Origin of the sequence: Enterobacter vonholyi (assembly GCF_040834095.1) — a bacterium.
In the GTDB taxonomy this organism is placed as follows: Bacteria; Pseudomonadota; Gammaproteobacteria; order Enterobacterales; family Enterobacteriaceae; genus Enterobacter; species Enterobacter vonholyi.
Map to the genome: position 1 here is coordinate 1,063,582 of NZ_CP162152.1, position 15,679 is coordinate 1,079,260.

At 57.1% G+C, this 15,679-nt stretch carries 14 protein-coding genes and 1 other annotated feature; of the genes, 11 read left to right on the top strand and 3 right to left on the bottom strand.

All coding sequences use genetic code 11. From position 1 onward, the window contains the following. Nucleotides 1–8: 8 nt before the first annotated feature. Nucleotides 9–1,202: a multidrug efflux RND transporter periplasmic adaptor subunit AcrA gene (gene acrA, locus AB3N39_RS04990; protein ID WP_367897104.1), complete on the bottom strand. Its 1,194-nt coding sequence runs from the start codon at nucleotides 1,200–1,202 to the stop codon at nucleotides 9–11. Between the two features lie 140 nt (nucleotides 1,203–1,342). Between acrA and acrR the strand changes: the two genes are divergently transcribed. Together acrR and mscK are read left to right on the top strand one after the other, a co-directional pair. After that, nucleotides 1,343–1,996, top strand: coding sequence for a multidrug efflux transporter transcriptional repressor AcrR (gene acrR / locus AB3N39_RS04995; RefSeq protein WP_023310602.1), 654 nt, complete (start codon nucleotides 1,343–1,345; stop codon nucleotides 1,994–1,996). Between the two features lie 113 nt (nucleotides 1,997–2,109). Then, complete coding sequence (gene mscK, locus AB3N39_RS05000; protein WP_136195273.1) at nucleotides 2,110–5,457, top strand: mechanosensitive channel MscK; 3,348 nt, start codon at nucleotides 2,110–2,112, stop codon at nucleotides 5,455–5,457. Between the two features lies 1 nt (nucleotide 5,458). Here the strand turns inward: mscK and rsmS are convergent, their stop codons facing one another. Together rsmS and priC are read right to left on the bottom strand one after the other, a co-directional pair. After that, complete coding sequence (gene rsmS, locus AB3N39_RS05005) at nucleotides 5,459–5,635, bottom strand: pleiotropic regulatory protein RsmS (protein ID WP_032644839.1); 177 nt, start codon at nucleotides 5,633–5,635, stop codon at nucleotides 5,459–5,461. A 14-nt stretch (nucleotides 5,636–5,649) separates the two neighbouring features. Then, entirely contained in the window at nucleotides 5,650–6,177 is a 528-nt protein-coding gene (gene priC, locus AB3N39_RS05010; protein WP_367897105.1) for a primosomal replication protein N'', read from the bottom strand. A gap of 50 nt (nucleotides 6,178–6,227) precedes the next feature. Here priC and AB3N39_RS05015 point away from each other — a divergent pair, with 50 nt between their 5' ends. From AB3N39_RS05015 to AB3N39_RS05055, 9 genes are all read left to right on the top strand, one after another. After that, the gene (locus tag AB3N39_RS05015; RefSeq protein ID WP_023310606.1) at nucleotides 6,228–6,605 is read left to right on the top strand and encodes a DUF454 family protein; all 378 of its coding nucleotides are present in this window, start codon (nucleotides 6,228–6,230) and stop codon (nucleotides 6,603–6,605) included. Nucleotides 6,606–6,755: 150 nt separating this feature from the next. Next, nucleotides 6,756–7,307, top strand: coding sequence for an adenine phosphoribosyltransferase (gene apt, locus AB3N39_RS05020; protein ID WP_000127359.1), 552 nt, complete (start codon nucleotides 6,756–6,758; stop codon nucleotides 7,305–7,307). Nucleotides 7,308–7,395: 88 nt separating this feature from the next. After that, the gene (dnaX, locus tag AB3N39_RS05025) at nucleotides 7,396–9,324 is read left to right on the top strand and encodes a DNA polymerase III subunit gamma/tau (protein WP_127729810.1); all 1,929 of its coding nucleotides are present in this window, start codon (nucleotides 7,396–7,398) and stop codon (nucleotides 9,322–9,324) included. Further along, nucleotides 8,654–8,718 (top strand) — a sequence feature (DnaX frameshifting element). (Overlaps the previous gene by 65 nt.) A 55-nt stretch (nucleotides 9,325–9,379) precedes the next feature. Further along, complete coding sequence (locus AB3N39_RS05030; RefSeq protein ID WP_003858972.1) at nucleotides 9,380–9,712, top strand: YbaB/EbfC family nucleoid-associated protein; 333 nt, start codon at nucleotides 9,380–9,382, stop codon at nucleotides 9,710–9,712. After that, complete coding sequence (gene recR / locus AB3N39_RS05035) at nucleotides 9,712–10,317, top strand: recombination mediator RecR (protein WP_008499298.1); 606 nt, start codon at nucleotides 9,712–9,714, stop codon at nucleotides 10,315–10,317. The genes AB3N39_RS05030 and recR overlap by 1 nt, the downstream gene beginning before the upstream one ends. A 110-nt stretch (nucleotides 10,318–10,427) precedes the next feature. Beyond that, nucleotides 10,428–12,302, top strand: coding sequence for a molecular chaperone HtpG (htpG, locus tag AB3N39_RS05040; protein ID WP_133293904.1), 1,875 nt, complete (start codon nucleotides 10,428–10,430; stop codon nucleotides 12,300–12,302). Between the two features lie 195 nt (nucleotides 12,303–12,497). Continuing rightward, nucleotides 12,498–13,142 carry an adenylate kinase gene (adk, locus tag AB3N39_RS05045; RefSeq protein ID WP_006809841.1) on the top strand — a complete coding sequence of 215 codons (645 nt, stop codon included), beginning with the start codon at nucleotides 12,498–12,500 and terminating at the stop codon, nucleotides 13,140–13,142. 124 nt (nucleotides 13,143–13,266) lie between these two features. Further along, nucleotides 13,267–14,229 carry a ferrochelatase gene (hemH, locus tag AB3N39_RS05050; RefSeq protein WP_133293905.1) on the top strand — a complete coding sequence of 321 codons (963 nt, stop codon included), beginning with the start codon at nucleotides 13,267–13,269 and terminating at the stop codon, nucleotides 14,227–14,229. A gap of 62 nt (nucleotides 14,230–14,291) precedes the next feature. Then, nucleotides 14,292–15,596 carry an inosine/guanosine kinase gene (locus AB3N39_RS05055; RefSeq protein ID WP_045909745.1) on the top strand — a complete coding sequence of 435 codons (1,305 nt, stop codon included), beginning with the start codon at nucleotides 14,292–14,294 and terminating at the stop codon, nucleotides 15,594–15,596. The last annotated feature ends 83 nt before the right edge of the window (nucleotides 15,597–15,679 follow it).

A 15,679-nucleotide genomic window follows, 5' to 3' on the forward strand; every position in this document is an offset into this window, starting at 1 on the left:
TGTTTAAGTTAAGACTTGGTTTGTTCTGACTGGCCAGCGGCCGAAGCTTGTTGTTTATCGTCAGATTTCACTTCCTGTGCTTTAACCTGCGCGCCAGGACGAACTTTTTGCAAACCAGAAACAATTACGCGATCGCCATCTTTCAGACCTTCCGTCACCAGCCATTTATCGCCAATCGCCTGGGTGGCGGTGATATTGCGCGTTTCGACTTTGTCATCAGCCCCAACAACCAGCGCGCTCGCATCGCCGCGTGGCGTACGGGTCACACCCTGCTGTGGAACCAGAAGTGCGGTTGGATTTGTTCCTTCCTCCAGACGTGCGCGAACGAACATACCTGGCAGCAGATTTTTGTCAGGGTTCGGGAAAATCGCACGTAAGGTGATGGAACCGGTGGTCTGGTCGACCGTCACATCAGAGAATTCCAGGGTACCTTCCTGCGGGAACTTGATACTGTCGTTGGTAATCAGCTCCACCTTGGCTTTGCCGTTTTCCTGTTTCAGGGTGCCGTTAGCCAGCTCCTGTTTCAGGCGCAGGAAATCGTTGCTGGACTGCGTCACGTCAACGTAGATCGGATCGAGCTGCTGAACGGTCGCCAGCGCAGTGGTCTGACCGTTCTGCACCAGAGCCCCTTCCGTGACAGAAGACTTACCAATACGTCCGCTGATAGGGGAGGTCACTTTGGTATAGGCCAGGTTAATGCGCGCGGTTTCGACGGCCGCTTTGGCTGCCACCACGGCTGCGTTAGCCTGCTGTGCATCTGCCAGGGCGGTATCGTAATCCTGTTGGCTGATGTACTTAGTGCCGAGCAGTTTTTGGTAGCGGTTCAACGTCAGCTGAGCAATTTTAGCCGCGGCCTGTGCTTTAGCCAGATCGCCTTTCGCGCTTTCATAAGACGCCTGATAGGTTGCGGGATCAATCTGATACAGAGACTCACCGGCCTTCACATCACCGCCTTCGGTGAAGTTACGCTTCAGGATAATGCCGCTAACCTGAGGACGCACTTCCGCAATGCGGTAAGCATTTGTACGGCCTGGTAATTCGGTGGTGATTTGTAGAGGTTCAGATTTGAGCGTAACAACGCCTACTTCTGGCGCCTGCTGAGCTCCTTGTTGAGCCGGTTTGTCGTCACATCCTGTTAGCGCTAAGCTGCCTGAGAGCATCAGAACGACCGCCAGAGGCGTTAACCCTCTGTTTTTGTTCATATGTAAACCTCGAGTGTCCGATTTCAAATTGATCAAGGGTCCTGAGTCTAAAACCCATTGCTGCGTTTATATTATCGTCATGCTATGGTACATACATTCACAAATGTATGTAAATCTGACTCCTGTAAATTCACCCACCTATGGCACGAAAAACTAAACAACAAGCGCTGGAAACCCGACAACACATTCTGGATGTGGCAATACGTTTGTTCTCGCAGCAGGGTGTTTCATCCACCTCGCTGGCGCAGATTGCTCAGGCTGCCGGTGTGACGCGAGGAGCGATTTACTGGCATTTTAAAGATAAGTCAGATCTGTTCAGTGAAATCTGGGAGCTTTCAGAGTCCAGCATTAGCGATCTCGAGAGTGAGTATCGGGCAAAATTCCCTGACGATCCACTCTCAGTATTGAGAGAAATATTAGTATATATCCTTGAAGCAACGGTAGTTGAAGAACGTCGCAGATTGATGATGGAGATTATTTTTCATAAATGCGAGTTCGTGGGCGAGATGGCGGTTGTGCAGCAGGCACAGCGCAGCCTAAGCCTGGAGAGCTATGACCGTATTGAACAGAACCTGAACCTGTGTATGCAGGCAAAACTATTACCGGCCAATCTCTTGACCCGACGGGCGGCAATCCTGATGCGCAGCTACATTTCCGGTCTGATGGAAAACTGGCTTTTCGCGCCGCAATCCTTTGACCTTAAAGAGGAAGCCCGCAGCTACGTGGCGATTTTACTGGAAATGCTACAGCTCTGCCCCACGCTGCGCAGCGACGCGCCTTCGCTAACGGCCTGATCCCTTTCCAGGATTTATCTCAGAGGATAACGTTCGCGCTATTCTGCTTTCGGCGAGCGTGATATTCTTCACGCCGGACTATTTTCGGTCATCTTCTGACATCATTCACAACTATGCTGCCCATCAATCGCTCGCAACATCCTGTTTTTGCATTGCTCTTTGCGATGCTGTTTTTCTTCGCCACGGCGCCGCTGACCTGGGCCCGCGCCGATAACAGCAACGATATTCCCTCGCGCGGCGATGTTCAGTCGCAGCTCGACACGCTGAACAAACAAAAAGATCTCTCCCCTCAGGAGAAACTCGTCCAGCAGGATCTGACGGAAACGCTGGAAACGCTGGATAAAATTGAACGCATAAAAGCAGAAACCGTCCAGCTTCGCCAGAAGGTGGCGCAGGCACCTGAAAACATGCGTAAGGCCACCGAAGCGCTGAATGCCCTCAGCGATGTGGATAACGACGACGAGACGCGCAAGACGCTCTCGACGCTCTCCTTACGTCAGCTCGAGTCCCGCGTGGCTCAACTGCTCGACGACCTGCAAACCGCACAGTCGGATCTCGCAACGTATAACAGCCAGCTTGTCTCTCTGCAGACCCAGCCCGAGCGCGTGCAAAACGCGATGTACGCCGCGTCTCAGCAGCTGCAGCAAATCCGCAACCGCCTCAACGGCACGACGGTAGGCGAAGGCACGCTGCGCCCGACGCAGAATACCCTGCTGCTGGTGCAGCAGACGTTGCTCAATGCGCAAATCGAACAGCAGCGTAAAAGCCTGGAAGGGAATACGGTGCTGCAGGACACCCTGCAGAAACAGCGCGATTACGTCACCGCGAATATTAATCGCCTCGAACACCAGCTTCAGCTGCTGCAGGAAGCGGTTAACAGCAAGCGCCTGACGCTAACGGAAAAAACCGCCCAGGAGGCCGTATCGCCTGACGAAACCGCCCGCATTCAGGCGAATCCGCTGGTGAAACAGGAGCTCGAGGCCAACCACCAGCTTAGCCAGCGCCTGATACTGGCAACGGAAAACGGCAACTCGCTGGTTCAGCAAAATATCAAAGTGAAGAACTGGCTGGATCGCGCCCTGCAGGCTGAACGCAACATCAAAGAGCAGATCGCGGTCCTGAAGGGCAGCCTCCTGCTGTCGCGTATTCTCTACCAGCAGCAGCAGACGCTTCCGTCCGCCGACGAGCTGGAGGACATGACCAACCGCATTGCGGATTTACGTCTGGAACAGTTTGACGTCAACCAGCAGCGCGATGCCCTTTTTCAGAGCGATACCTTTGTCGCCAAAATTGAAGAAGGGCATTCCAGCGACGTGAACCCGGAAGTGCACGACGCGCTGCTCCAGGTTGTGGATATGCGTCGCGAACTGCTGGACCAGCTCAACAAGCAACTGGGCAACCAGCTGATGATGGCCATAAACCTGCAGATCAACCAGCAGCAGCTGGTGAGCGTCTCGAAAAGTCTACAGGAAATCCTGACCCAGCAGATTTTCTGGGTGAACAGCAACAAGCCGATGGACTGGGACTGGGTCAAATCCTTCCCTGAGACGCTGAAAACGCAGATCAAGAGCATGAAGATCACCGTAAACTGGGAGAAAGCCTGGCCTGCGGTAATGATTGCTTTCCTGGCCGGTTTACCGCTGCTGCTGATTGCCGGCCTGATCCGCTGGCGTCTGGGCTGGCTGAAAAAATACCAGGCGAAGCTGGCCTCCGAAGTAGGACAGCTGCGCAACGATAGCCAGCTCCATACGCCAAAAGCGATTCTCATCGATCTCATCCGCGCCCTGCCGGTGTGTCTGATTATTCTGGCCGTGGGCCTGATTCTGCTCACCATGCAGCTCAACGTCAGCGATCTGCTGTGGGCGTTCAGTAAAAAACTGGCGCTGTTCTGGCTGGTGTTTGGCGTGTGCTGGAAGGTGCTGGAAAAAGACGGCGTGGCGGTGCGTCATTTCAACATGCCTGCGCAGCTGACCAGCCACTGGCGTCGGCAGATTGTGCGCATCAGCCTCGCGCTTCTGCCGCTGCACTTCTGGTCGGTTGTCTCTGAACTTTCCCCGCTGCATCTGATGGATGATGTGCTGGGCCAGCTGGTGATCCTGCTGAACCTGCTGCTGATTGCGATCCTGATGTGGCCGATGTGCCGTGACAGCTGGCGTGATAAAGAGTCCCACAATATTCGCCTGGTCACCGTGACGGTGCTGGCGATCATTCCGCTGGCGCTGATGGTGCTGACGGCAACGGGTTACTTCTATACCACGCTGCGCCTGTCCGGGCGCTGGATTGAAACGGTCTATCTGGTGATCGTCTGGAACCTGCTTTATCAGACCGTGCTGCGCGGCCTGAGCGTGGCGGCCCGCCGCATTGCCTATCGCCGCGCCATCGCGCGTCGTCAGCATCAGGTGAAAGAGGGGGCGGAAGGCGCGGAGCCACAGGAAGAGCCGACCATCGCGCTGGAGCAGGTTAACCAGCAGACGCTGCGTATTACCATGCTGGTGATGATCGCCCTGTTTGCCGTGATGTTCTGGGCTATCTGGTCCGATCTTATTACCGTTTTCGCCTATCTCGACAGTATTACCCTCTGGCAATACAACGGTACCGAAGCGGGCGCTGCGGTCATGAAAAGCGTGACCATGGGCAGCCTGCTGTTTGCGCTGGTGTCGTCGGTGGTCGCCTGGGCTCTGATCCGCAACCTGCCAGGCCTGCTTGAAGTGCTGCTCCTGTCACGTCTGAATCTCCGCCAGGGGGCGTCCTACGCCATTACCACGATCCTCAACTACGTGATCATTATTGTTGGGGCGATGACGGTCTTTGGCTCGCTTGGCGTCTCGTGGGATAAACTGCAGTGGCTGGCGGCCGCCCTCTCGGTCGGTCTTGGTTTTGGCCTGCAGGAGATCTTCGGTAACTTCGTGTCCGGCCTGATCATTCTGTTTGAACGTCCGGTACGTATCGGCGATACCGTCACCATCGGCACGTTCTCGGGAACGGTCAGCAAGATCCGCATTCGTGCGACCACCATCACCGACTTCGATCGCAAAGAGGTGATCATCCCGAACAAAGCGTTCGTGACCGAGCGTCTGATCAACTGGTCGCTCTCGGATACGGTGACGCGCGTGGTGATCCGCCTGGGCGTGGCCTATGGATCGGATCTGGATAAGGTGAAAGAGGTGCTGCTGAAGGCGGCGTCTGAACATCCGAAAGTGATGCACGATCCGGCTCCGGCGGTCTTCTTCACCACCTTTGGGCCGAGTACGCTGGATCACGAGCTGCGTTTATACGTGCGTGAACTGCGCGACCGCAGCTACACGGTGGATGAGCTTAATCGCTCTATCGATCGTCTGTGTCGTGAAAACGATATTAATATCGCCTTCAACCAGCTTGAGGTTCACCTGCGTAACGAGAAAGGTGATGAGCATACGGAAGTGAAGCGCGACATTAAGGGCGACGACCCGACTCCGGCTTAATCTATTTTCCCTCTCCCACAGGGAGAGGGTTAGGGTGAGGGGGAAGTTTCCCCTCAAAATCCCGCCGTACAATCTCAAGTGCCTTAAGCACCGTCCCGGCGGGGATCTCATGATTCTCCAGCAGCATAATCAAATCGACGGCCAGCTTGACCTCATCGGGTGCATTTTCCAGTGACATGGGTGTGGCTCCTGTTAACGGGTCAAACGTTCAATGACGCGCTCAATTTCATCCAGCGCCTGACGGCAGCGGACGATGCGCCCTTCCAGCGCGCTAATCTCGCGCATCAATAGCTGCTGCTCTTCCAGCGTTTCGCTGTGGTTCAGACGCACCTCGCGTTCGCGCTTCATCTCAAACAGCCGGCGCTCAAACCCCTGGTTTTCCAGCCGCTTGCGCTGCCATTTACCGAGCCCCGGCGAGGCGCTGTCCCAGGCGCGCAGCGGCCAGGCGGTAATTTCGCGATGCAGGGCGGTGATCTGCTCAGTGAGATGCTCCGCAAGCCACGCCACCTGCTCCTGCTGTTCACTTTCAACCGCATGGCGAAGCTCGTCGAGGTTCGTCTGCGCTTCAGCAAGATAATCCTGAATGACGGTGCTGCGGGTACGAAAAAGCTTCCGGTCAAAGCGCGGTTTCAGCGTGGCGTGGCCCATCAGCGGTGTAGCCTGCTCCCGCAGAGCAATGAGCTGATTTTGCAGCCTCTCAAGAAGCAGTGCTGTTTTCAAGGCGCTCTCCAGTGGTAAAGTAGCCGTTCAGTTTGATAACGATTCGCATTATGAAGCGTACTATTTTAATCATCATTGGCTGGCTCGCGGTAGTGCTTGGCACGCTGGGCGTGTTTTTACCCTTGCTGCCGACCACGCCGTTTATCCTGCTGGCGGCCTGGTGCTTCGCCCGCTCGTCGCCGCGTTTTCACCACTGGCTGCTCTATCGCTCATGGTTTGGCGGCTATCTGCGGCACTGGCAAAAACACCGGGCCATGCCGCCCGGCGCGAAGCCCCGCGCGATCGTGATGATCCTCATCACCTTCGCTATTTCACTATGGCTGGTGAAAATGATGTGGGTACGTATTCTTCTGCTGGCGATCCTCTCCTGCCTGCTTATCTTCATGTGGCGGATCCCCGTGGTTGATGAAAAGCAACAAAAGCACTGAAGCCTTATCATGACTGTTGCAATTATTGCGCACAGCCAGTAAATTCGACCGTTTTCGAGCACAGGTGCGCCTGGTCAAAGGTTAAACAATTGTTGCCTTGGCCGACTCGTTGCGCGCTGTGAGTAACACTGTTTCATTTAGGCAAAACCGATGACCGCAACTGCACAGCAGCTTGAATATCTGAAAAACAGCATCAAAAGCATCCAGGACTATCCAAAGCCTGGCATTCTTTTCCGTGATGTCACCAGCTTGCTGGAAGACCCGAAAGCGTACGCGCTCAGCATTGAACTGCTGGTCGAGCGTTATAAAAACGCCGGGATCACCAAAGTAGTAGGTACCGAAGCCCGTGGCTTCCTGTTTGGCGCACCGGTTGCGCTGGCGATGGGCGTGGGTTTTGTGCCGGTGCGTAAGCCGCGCAAACTGCCGCGTGAAACCATTGCTGAGAGCTATGAACTGGAGTACGGCACCGATCAGCTGGAGATCCACGTTGATGCGATCAAGCCTGGCGACAAGGTGCTGGTGGTCGACGATCTGCTGGCAACCGGCGGTACCATTGAAGCGACCGTGAAGCTGATCCGTCGTCTGGGTGGGGAAGTGACCGACGCGGCCTTCATCATCAACCTGTTCGATCTCGGCGGTGAACAGCGCCTGGAAAAACAGGGCATCACCAGCTACAGCCTGGTGCCTTTCCCGGGTCATTAATCCCGGTTTTCACAACCTCGCTCAATGGGTGAGGTTGTGATAGCATTCCCCTCCATAAATTCACCTTCCAGCGTTGCAGAGCCTGCCCATGAGTTATCAGGTGTTAGCCCGTAAATGGCGACCACAAACCTTTGCTGACGTTGTCGGTCAGGAACATGTGCTGACGGCCCTGGCGAACGGCTTGTCGCTAGGTCGCATCCATCACGCCTATCTTTTTTCCGGCACCCGCGGCGTCGGTAAGACCTCTATTGCCCGTTTGCTGGCAAAAGGTCTCAACTGCGAAACCGGGATCACCGCCACGCCGTGCGGCGTGTGTGATAACTGCCGCGAGATCGAGCAGGGGCGTTTTGTCGATCTGATCGAGATCGACGCCGCCTCGCGCACCAAAGTGGAAGATACCCGCGATCTGCTCGATAACGTGCAGTACGCCCCGGCGCGCGGCCGCTTCAAGGTCTACCTGATCGATGAAGTGCACATGCTGTCGCGCCACAGCTTTAACGCCCTGCTGAAAACGCTGGAAGAGCCGCCCGCGCACGTGAAGTTCCTGCTGGCGACCACCGATCCGCAAAAGCTGCCTGTCACCATCCTGTCGCGCTGCCTGCAGTTCCACCTGAAGGCGCTGGACGTTGAGCAGATCCGCGCGCAGCTTGAGCACATTCTTGATGAAGAGAAAATTGTCCACGAACCGCGCGCCCTGCAGCTGCTGGCCCGCGCGGCGGACGGCAGCCTGCGTGATGCGCTCAGCCTGACCGACCAGGCGATTGCCAGCGGTGACGGCAAGCTCTCCACCGAGGCGGTCAGCACCATGCTCGGCACGCTGGATGACGATCAGGCGCTGTCGCTTATCGAAGCGATGATCGCCGCCAACGGCGAACGCGTGATGTCGCTGGTGAATGCCGCCGCTGCCCGGGGTATTGAATGGGAAGGACTGCTGGTTGAGATGCTCAGCCTGCTGCACCGCGTGGCGATGCTGCAGCTTTCTCCGTCCGCCATCGGTGCGGATATGGCTACCATTGAACAGCGGATGCGTGAGCTCGCGCGCACCGTGCCGCCTGCCGACGTGCAGCTGTATTACCAGACGCTGCTGATTGGCCGCAAAGAGTTACCGTTCGCGCCGGACCCGAGGATGGGCGTTGAAATGACGCTGCTGCGCGCGCTGGCGTTTCATCCGCGTATGCCATTGCCGGAGCCGGAAGTGCCGCGGCAGTCTTTCGCGCCGGTCGCCCCTACGGCGGTGATGTCGCCGCAGCAGGTCCCACCGCAGACGACACCGCCGCCGCAGCAAAACGTGCCGCTGTCGGATGCCACCAGTTCGGTGCTTGCCGCACGCAGCCAGCTGCAGCGTGCGCAAGGAGTAACCAAACCAAAAAAGAGTGAACCGGCAGCGCCAGGAAGAGCGCGGCCGGTGAACAACGCCGCGCTTGAACGACTGGCCTCGGTAACGGAGCGCGTACAGTCGCGTCCGGCACCGTCCTCGCTCGAGCAGAAAGCCCCGGTGAAAGAAGAGGCTTACCGCTGGAAGGCAACCACCATCACCGAAGCGGTGAAGGAAGAGGTCGCCACGCCGAAAGCGCTGAAAAAGGCGCTGGAGCATGAAAAAACGCCGGAGCTTTCCGCGAAGCTTGCCGAAGAGTCCATCGCGCGCGACGCCTGGGCCGCCGAGGTCAGTAAGCTCCAGCTGCCGAAGCTGGTCGAGCAGGTCGCGCTGAACGCCTGGAAAGAGCAGGACGGCAATCAGGTACGTCTGCACCTGCGTCCAGGCCAACGGCACCTCAATTCCCCTGGCGCGCAAAAGGCGCTGGCCGAGGCGCTCGCCGCATTACAGGGTGCGCCGGTTGAATTGACTATCATTGAAGATGATAATCCGGCAGTGAAAACGCCGCTCGAGTGGCGCCAGGCCATTTATGAAGAGAAGCTCGCGCAGGCGCGCGAGGCGATTATTGCGGATAACAACATTCAGACTCTGCGCCGGTTCTTCGACGCCGATCTGGATGAAGAGAGTATTCGCCCCATTTGATCGTGAGTCTGACTTACGGTTGTAATCCCTTAAATGTGAAAGAAGAGAGAAGCCTATGTTTGGTGGAAAAGGCGGTCTGGGTGGCCTGATGAAGCAGGCTCAGCAGATGCAGGAAAAAATGCAGAAGATGCAGGAAGAGATCGCTCAGCTGGAAGTCACGGGTGAGTCCGGAGCCGGTCTGGTCAAGGTGACCATCAACGGTGCGCACAACTGCCGTCGCGTTGAAATCGACCCGAGCCTGCTCGAAGACGACAAAGAGATGCTGGAAGATCTGGTTGCAGCCGCGTTTAACGATGCAGCTCGCCGTATCGACGAAACCCAGAAAGAGAAAATGGCCTCCGTTTCCAGCGGCATGCAGCTGCCGCCTGGCTTCAAGATGCCATTCTGATGCAAACCAGTCCGCTGCTCACGCAGTTAATGGAAGCACTGCGCTGCCTGCCGGGCGTTGGCCCGAAGTCGGCGCAGCGCATGGCGTTTACGCTATTGCAGCGCGACCGCAGCGGCGGGATGCGCCTGGCGCAGGCTTTAACCCGCGCCATGTCAGAAATTGGTCACTGTGCGGATTGCCGTACCTTTACCGAGCAGGACGTGTGTAACATCTGCACGAACCCGCGTCGTCAGGAAAACGGCCAGATTTGCGTGGTGGAGAGTCCGGCGGACATCTACGCCATCGAACAAACCGGGCAGTTTTCCGGGCGCTATTTCGTGCTGATGGGGCATCTCTCCCCGCTGGACGGTATTGGCCCGGACGATATCGGTCTTGACCGCCTTGAACAGCGTCTTGAGTCCGAAACGATCAAAGAGGTGATCCTCGCCACTAACCCCACGGTGGAAGGGGAGGCAACCGCCAACTACATCGCCGAGCTGTGCTCGCAGTATGGCGTTGACGCCAGCCGCATCGCCCACGGCGTGCCGGTCGGCGGCGAGCTGGAGATGGTGGACGGCACCACGCTGTCACACTCTCTGGCCGGGCGTCACAAGATTATTTTCTGACCAAACGGAGGCTGCGCGCGCGGCCTCCGCTTGAAAATTTCCCCCCGTATCCCCATCTCTCACTCAACGTTTTAAAACCCCATTAAATGGCATTGTTGAGGTCGACATAGATGAAAGGACAAGAAACCCGTGGTTTCCAGTCAGAAGTAAAACAGCTTCTGCATCTGATGATCCATTCCCTGTATTCCAACAAAGAAATTTTCCTGCGTGAGCTGATTTCCAACGCCTCGGATGCGGCGGACAAGCTGCGCTTCCGCGCGCTGTCTAACCCGGATCTGTACGAAGGCGACGGCGAGCTGCGCGTGCGCGTCTCGTTCAATAAAGAGAACCGCACCCTGACCATCGCCGATAACGGCATCGGGATGAACCGCGACGAGGTGATCGACCACCTCGGGACCATCGCGAAATCCGGCACTAAGGCGTTCCTGGAGTCCATGGGCTCAGACCAGGCGAAAGATAGCCAGCTGATCGGCCAGTTCGGCGTCGGTTTCTACTCGGCGTTCATCGTGGCGGATAAAGTCACCGTGCGCACCCGCGCGGCGGGCGACAGCGCTGAAAACGGCGTGCTGTGGGAATCCAAAGGGGAAGGCGAATACACCGTTGATGACATCACTAAAGCGGACCGCGGCACCGAAATCACCCTGCACCTGCGTGAAGGCGAAGATGATTTCCTGAACGACTGGCGCGTGCGCTCCATCATCAGCAAATATTCCGACCATATCGCCCTGCCGGTTGAGATTGAAAAACAGGAAGAGAAGGACGGTGAAACCATCGTTTCCTGGGAGAAAATCAATAAGGCGCAGGCGCTGTGGACGCGCAACAAGGCTGAAATTAAGGACGACGAGTACAACGAATTCTACAAGCACATCGCCCACGATTTTACCGACCCGCTGACCTGGAGCCACAACCGTGTGGAAGGCAAGCAGGAGTACACCAGCCTGCTGTACATCCCGGCACAGGCGCCGTGGGACATGTGGAACCGCGATCACAAGCACGGCCTGAAGCTGTACGTGCAGCGCGTCTTCATCATGGACGATGCCGAGCAGTTTATGCCGAACTACCTGCGCTTCGTGCGTGGTCTGATAGATTCCAACGACCTGCCGCTGAACGTCTCCCGTGAAATTCTGCAGGACAGCGCCGTCACCCGTAACCTGCGCAACGCCCTGACCAAACGTGCGCTGCAGATGCTGGAAAAACTGGCGAAAGACGATGCGGAAAAATATCAGACCTTCTGGAAACAGTTCGGTCTGGTGCTGAAAGAAGGCCCGGCTGAAGACATGGCGAACGTTGAAACCATCGCCAAACTGCTGCGCTTCGCCTCTACGCACACCGACTCCTCCGCTCAGACCGTGTCGCTGGAAGAGTACGTCTCCCGCATGAAAGAAGGGCAGGAGAAGATCTACTACATCACCGCCGACAGCTACGCCGCGGCGAAGAGCAGCCCGCACCTGGAGCTGCTGCGTAAGAAAGGCATCGAAGTGCTGCTGCTTTCCGACCGCATCGACGAGTGGATGATGAACTACCTGACCGAGTTCGACGGTAAGGCGTTCCAGTCCGTTGCCAAAGCCGACGAGTCTATCGACAAGCTGGCGGATGAAGTTGACGAAAGCGCGAAAGAAGCCGAGAAGGCGCTGGAGCCGTTCATTGATCGCGTGAAAACCCTGCTGGGCGAGCGCGTGAAAGAGGTACGTTTCACCCACCGTCTGACCGACACCCCGGCCATCGTCACGACCGATGCCGACGAAATGAGCACCCAGATGGCGAAGCTGTTCGCGGCAGCGGGCCAGGCGGTACCGGAAGTGAAATATATCTTTGAGCTTAATCCGGATCATCCGCTGGTGAAACGCGCGGCGGATACCCAGGACGACGCCCGCTTTGCCGAGTGGGTTGAACTCCTGCTGGATCAGTCCCTGCTGGCCGAACGCGGCACGCTGGAAGATCCTAACCTGTTCATTAAACGTGTGAATGCGCTGCTGCTGGCGTAACTGACCACGCCTCTCCTGGTCTTCTCCCTCTCCCCGAGGGAGAGGGCCAGAGTGAGGGCACCAGACCGCACTATCCCAAATTATCTCCCCCCATTAACCGTTTCAGCCTTCCCGCCTTCCTTGAGCGATGCCCGTTCTGATGGTATTGTTTAGCGCTTTTGAAAAATTGAAACGACTTTTGAGGGGATTTTCGCAATGCGTATTATTCTGCTTGGCGCTCCGGGCGCGGGTAAAGGAACTCAGGCTCAGTTCATCATGGAGAAATACGGTATTCCGCAAATCTCCACCGGTGATATGCTGCGCGCCGCTGTTAAATCTGGCTCCGAGCTGGGTAAACAGGCGAAAGACATCATGGACGCAGGCAAGCTGGTGACCGACGAGCTGGTGATTGCTCTGGTTAAAGAGCGCATTGCTCAGGAAGACTGCCGTAACGGCTTCCTGCTGGACGGCTTCCCACGCACCATTCCTCAGGCTGACGCCATGAAAGAAGCGGGCATCAACGTGGACTACGTTCTGGAGTTCGACGTACCGGACGAGCTGATCGTTGACCGTATCGTTGGCCGTCGCGTACACGCTGCTTCTGGCCGCGTTTACCACATCAAATTCAATCCGCCTAAGGTTGAAGGCAAAGACGACGTGACCGGCGAAGAGCTGACCACCCGTAAAGACGATCAGGAAGAGACCGTGCGTAAGCGCCTGGTGGAATACCATCAGATGACCGCGCCGCTGATCGGCTACTACACCAAAGAAGCGCAGGCGGGTAACACCAAATACGCCAAAGTTGACGGCACCAAAGCCGTGGCTGACGTACGTGCAGAGCTGGAAAAAATCCTCGGCTAATCGCGCGCCTCTCACCCGGGCTCCCGGGTGAGAAATATTCTCATCTTACCTATTACAGCAATGGGTTTCGTTTAAACGCATTTCCGCTACAATTGACAACCTATCAAATGGTTAAGAGGCGTGAATGAGTCAGGCGAAAACCGGCATCCTGCTTGCCAATCTGGGCACTCCAGAAGCACCTACATCAGACGCGGTAAAACGCTACCTGCGACAATTTTTAAGCGACACGCGCGTCGTGGATTTCCCGCGACTGCTGTGGTGGCCGCTGCTGCGTGGCGTCATTCTGCCGATTCGTTCCCCGCGCGTCGCCAAACTTTATCAGTCCGTCTGGATGGAAGAGGGCTCGCCGCTGATGGTCTACAGCCGTCGCCAGGAAAAAGCGCTGGCCGCCCGCCTGCCGGAGATGCCTGTCGCGCTCGGCATGAGCTACGGAAAACCGTCCCTCGAAAGCGCGGTGGAATCACTGCTGGCGCAGGGCGTGGACCATATCGTGGTGCTGGCGCTCTACCCGCAATACTCCTGCTCGACGGTGGCCGCCGTCTGGGACGAGCTGGCCCGCATTCTGGCGACCCGCCGCCGCATTCCGGGCGTGACCTTTATTCGCGACTACGCGGATAACGATCTCTACATCAAGGCGCTTGCCAACAGCGCGCGCGCGTCGTTTGAAAAACACGGCGAGCCTGATCTGCTCCTGCTCTCCTATCACGGGATCCCGCAGCGCTTCGCCAATGAAGGGGATGATTACCCGCAGCGCTGCCGCGATACCACGCGCGAACTGGTCTCCGCCCTTGGCCTGCCGCCTGAGAAGGTGATGATGACCTTCCAGTCGCGCTTCGGCCGCGAGCCGTGGCTGACGCCATACACCGATGAAACCCTCAAAATGCTCGGCGAGAAGGGCGTGAAGCATATTCAGGTGATGTCGCCGGGCTTCTCGGCCGACTGTCTGGAAACGCTGGAGGAGATTGCGGTGCAAAACCGGGAATTTTTCCTGGAGGCTGGCGGCGAAAAGTACGAGTACATTCCGGCGCTTAACGACTCGCCTGAGCATATCGACATGATGGTCTCGCTGGTAACGAACGGTCGCTAATCGCACTTCGGGCCGGGTTTGTGCTACCATTCCCGGCCCATATTCTTCGTACAGTTCAGACCATGAAATTTCCCGGTAAACGCAAATCCAAACACTACTTCCCCGTCGATGCCCGCGATCCGCTCCTGCAGCAAATCCAGCCAGAAAATGAAACCAGCGCGGCCTGGGTCGTCGGTATCGACCAGACGCTGGTGGACATTGAAGCGAAAGTGGATGATGCGTTTGTCGCCCGTTACGGTCTGAGTGCCGGCCACTCGCTGGTCATTGAAGACGACGTTGCCGAAGCCTTGTATCAGGAGCTGGTGCGCGAAAACCTGATTACCCACCAGTTCGCCGGCGGTACCATCGGCAATACCATGCACAACTACTCCGTGCTGGCCGACGACCGCTCGGTGCTGCTCGGCGTGATGTGCAGCAACATTGAAATCGGCGGCTATGCCTACCGCTATCTCTGCAACACCTCCAGCCGCACCGATTTGAACTACCTGCAGGGCGTCGACGGCCCGATTGGCCGCTGCTTTACCCTGATCGGTGAATCCGGCGAGCGCACCTTTGCCATCAGCCCGGGTCATATGAACAAGCTGCGCGCCGAGAGTATTCCGGAAGAGGTGATTGCGGGTGCCTCGGCGCTGGTGCTGACTTCCTATCTGGTGCGCTGTAAGCCGGGCGAGCCGATGCCGGAAGCGACCATGAAGGCGATTGAGTACGCGAAGAAGTACGACGTGCCGGTCGTTCTGACGCTGGGTACTAAATTCGTTATCGCCGATAATCCTGAATGGTGGCAGGCGTTCCTGAAAGAGCACGTCTCGATTCTGGCGATGAACGAAGAAGAGGCCGAAGCGCTGACCGGCGAAAGCGATCCGCTGCTGGCGTCTGACAAAGCGCTGGACTGGGTGGATCTGGTGCTCTGCACCGCGGGCCCGGTTGGGCTGTATATGGCAGGCTTCACGGAAGAAGAGAGCAAACGCAAAACCCAGCACCCGCTGCTGCCCGGCGCGATTGCCGAGTTTAACCAGTACGAGTTCAGCCGCGGCATGCGTTATAAAGATTGCATTAACCCGCTGCGCATCTACTCGCACATCGCCCCTTACATGGGCGGACCGGAGAAGATCATGAACACCAACGGCGCGGGCGACGGTGCGCTGGCCGCGCTGCTGCACGACATTACCGCCAATGCCTACCACAAAACCAACGTGCCGAATTCCAGCAAGCATAAGTTCAGCTGGCTGACCTATTCGTCGCTGGCGCAGGTGTGCAAGTACGCCAACCGCGTAAGCTATCAGGTGCTGAACCAGCACTCACCGCGCTTAACGCGTGGCCTGCCTGAACGGGAAGACAGCCTCGAAGAGGCGTATTGGGACAGGTAAAATCAAAACGGCAACCCAGGTTGCCGTTTTTAGTGTTTATTCCCTCTCCCTGTGGGAGAGGGCCAGGGAGAGGGAATCTGGCC

Excerpts from the sequence above, each read along its gene's own strand:
- acrA (WP_367897104.1), bottom strand. The coding sequence starts at position 1,202 with ATGAACAAAAACAGAGGGTTAACGCCTCTGGCGGTCGTTCTGATGCTC.
- acrR (WP_023310602.1), top strand. The coding sequence starts at position 1,343 with ATGGCACGAAAAACTAAACAACAAGCGCTGGAAACCCGACAACACATT.
- mscK (WP_136195273.1), top strand. The coding sequence starts at position 2,110 with ATGCTGCCCATCAATCGCTCGCAACATCCTGTTTTTGCATTGCTCTTT.
- rsmS (WP_032644839.1), bottom strand. The coding sequence starts at position 5,635 with ATGTCACTGGAAAATGCACCCGATGAGGTCAAGCTGGCCGTCGATTTG.
- AB3N39_RS05015 (WP_023310606.1), top strand. The coding sequence starts at position 6,228 with ATGAAGCGTACTATTTTAATCATCATTGGCTGGCTCGCGGTAGTGCTT.
- apt (WP_000127359.1), top strand. The coding sequence starts at position 6,756 with ATGACCGCAACTGCACAGCAGCTTGAATATCTGAAAAACAGCATCAAA.
- dnaX (WP_127729810.1), top strand. The coding sequence starts at position 7,396 with ATGAGTTATCAGGTGTTAGCCCGTAAATGGCGACCACAAACCTTTGCT.
- AB3N39_RS05030 (WP_003858972.1), top strand. The coding sequence starts at position 9,380 with ATGTTTGGTGGAAAAGGCGGTCTGGGTGGCCTGATGAAGCAGGCTCAG.
- recR (WP_008499298.1), top strand. The coding sequence starts at position 9,712 with ATGCAAACCAGTCCGCTGCTCACGCAGTTAATGGAAGCACTGCGCTGC.
- htpG (WP_133293904.1), top strand. The coding sequence starts at position 10,428 with ATGAAAGGACAAGAAACCCGTGGTTTCCAGTCAGAAGTAAAACAGCTT.
- adk (WP_006809841.1), top strand. The coding sequence starts at position 12,498 with ATGCGTATTATTCTGCTTGGCGCTCCGGGCGCGGGTAAAGGAACTCAG.
- hemH (WP_133293905.1), top strand. The coding sequence starts at position 13,267 with ATGAGTCAGGCGAAAACCGGCATCCTGCTTGCCAATCTGGGCACTCCA.
- AB3N39_RS05055 (WP_045909745.1), top strand. The coding sequence starts at position 14,292 with ATGAAATTTCCCGGTAAACGCAAATCCAAACACTACTTCCCCGTCGAT.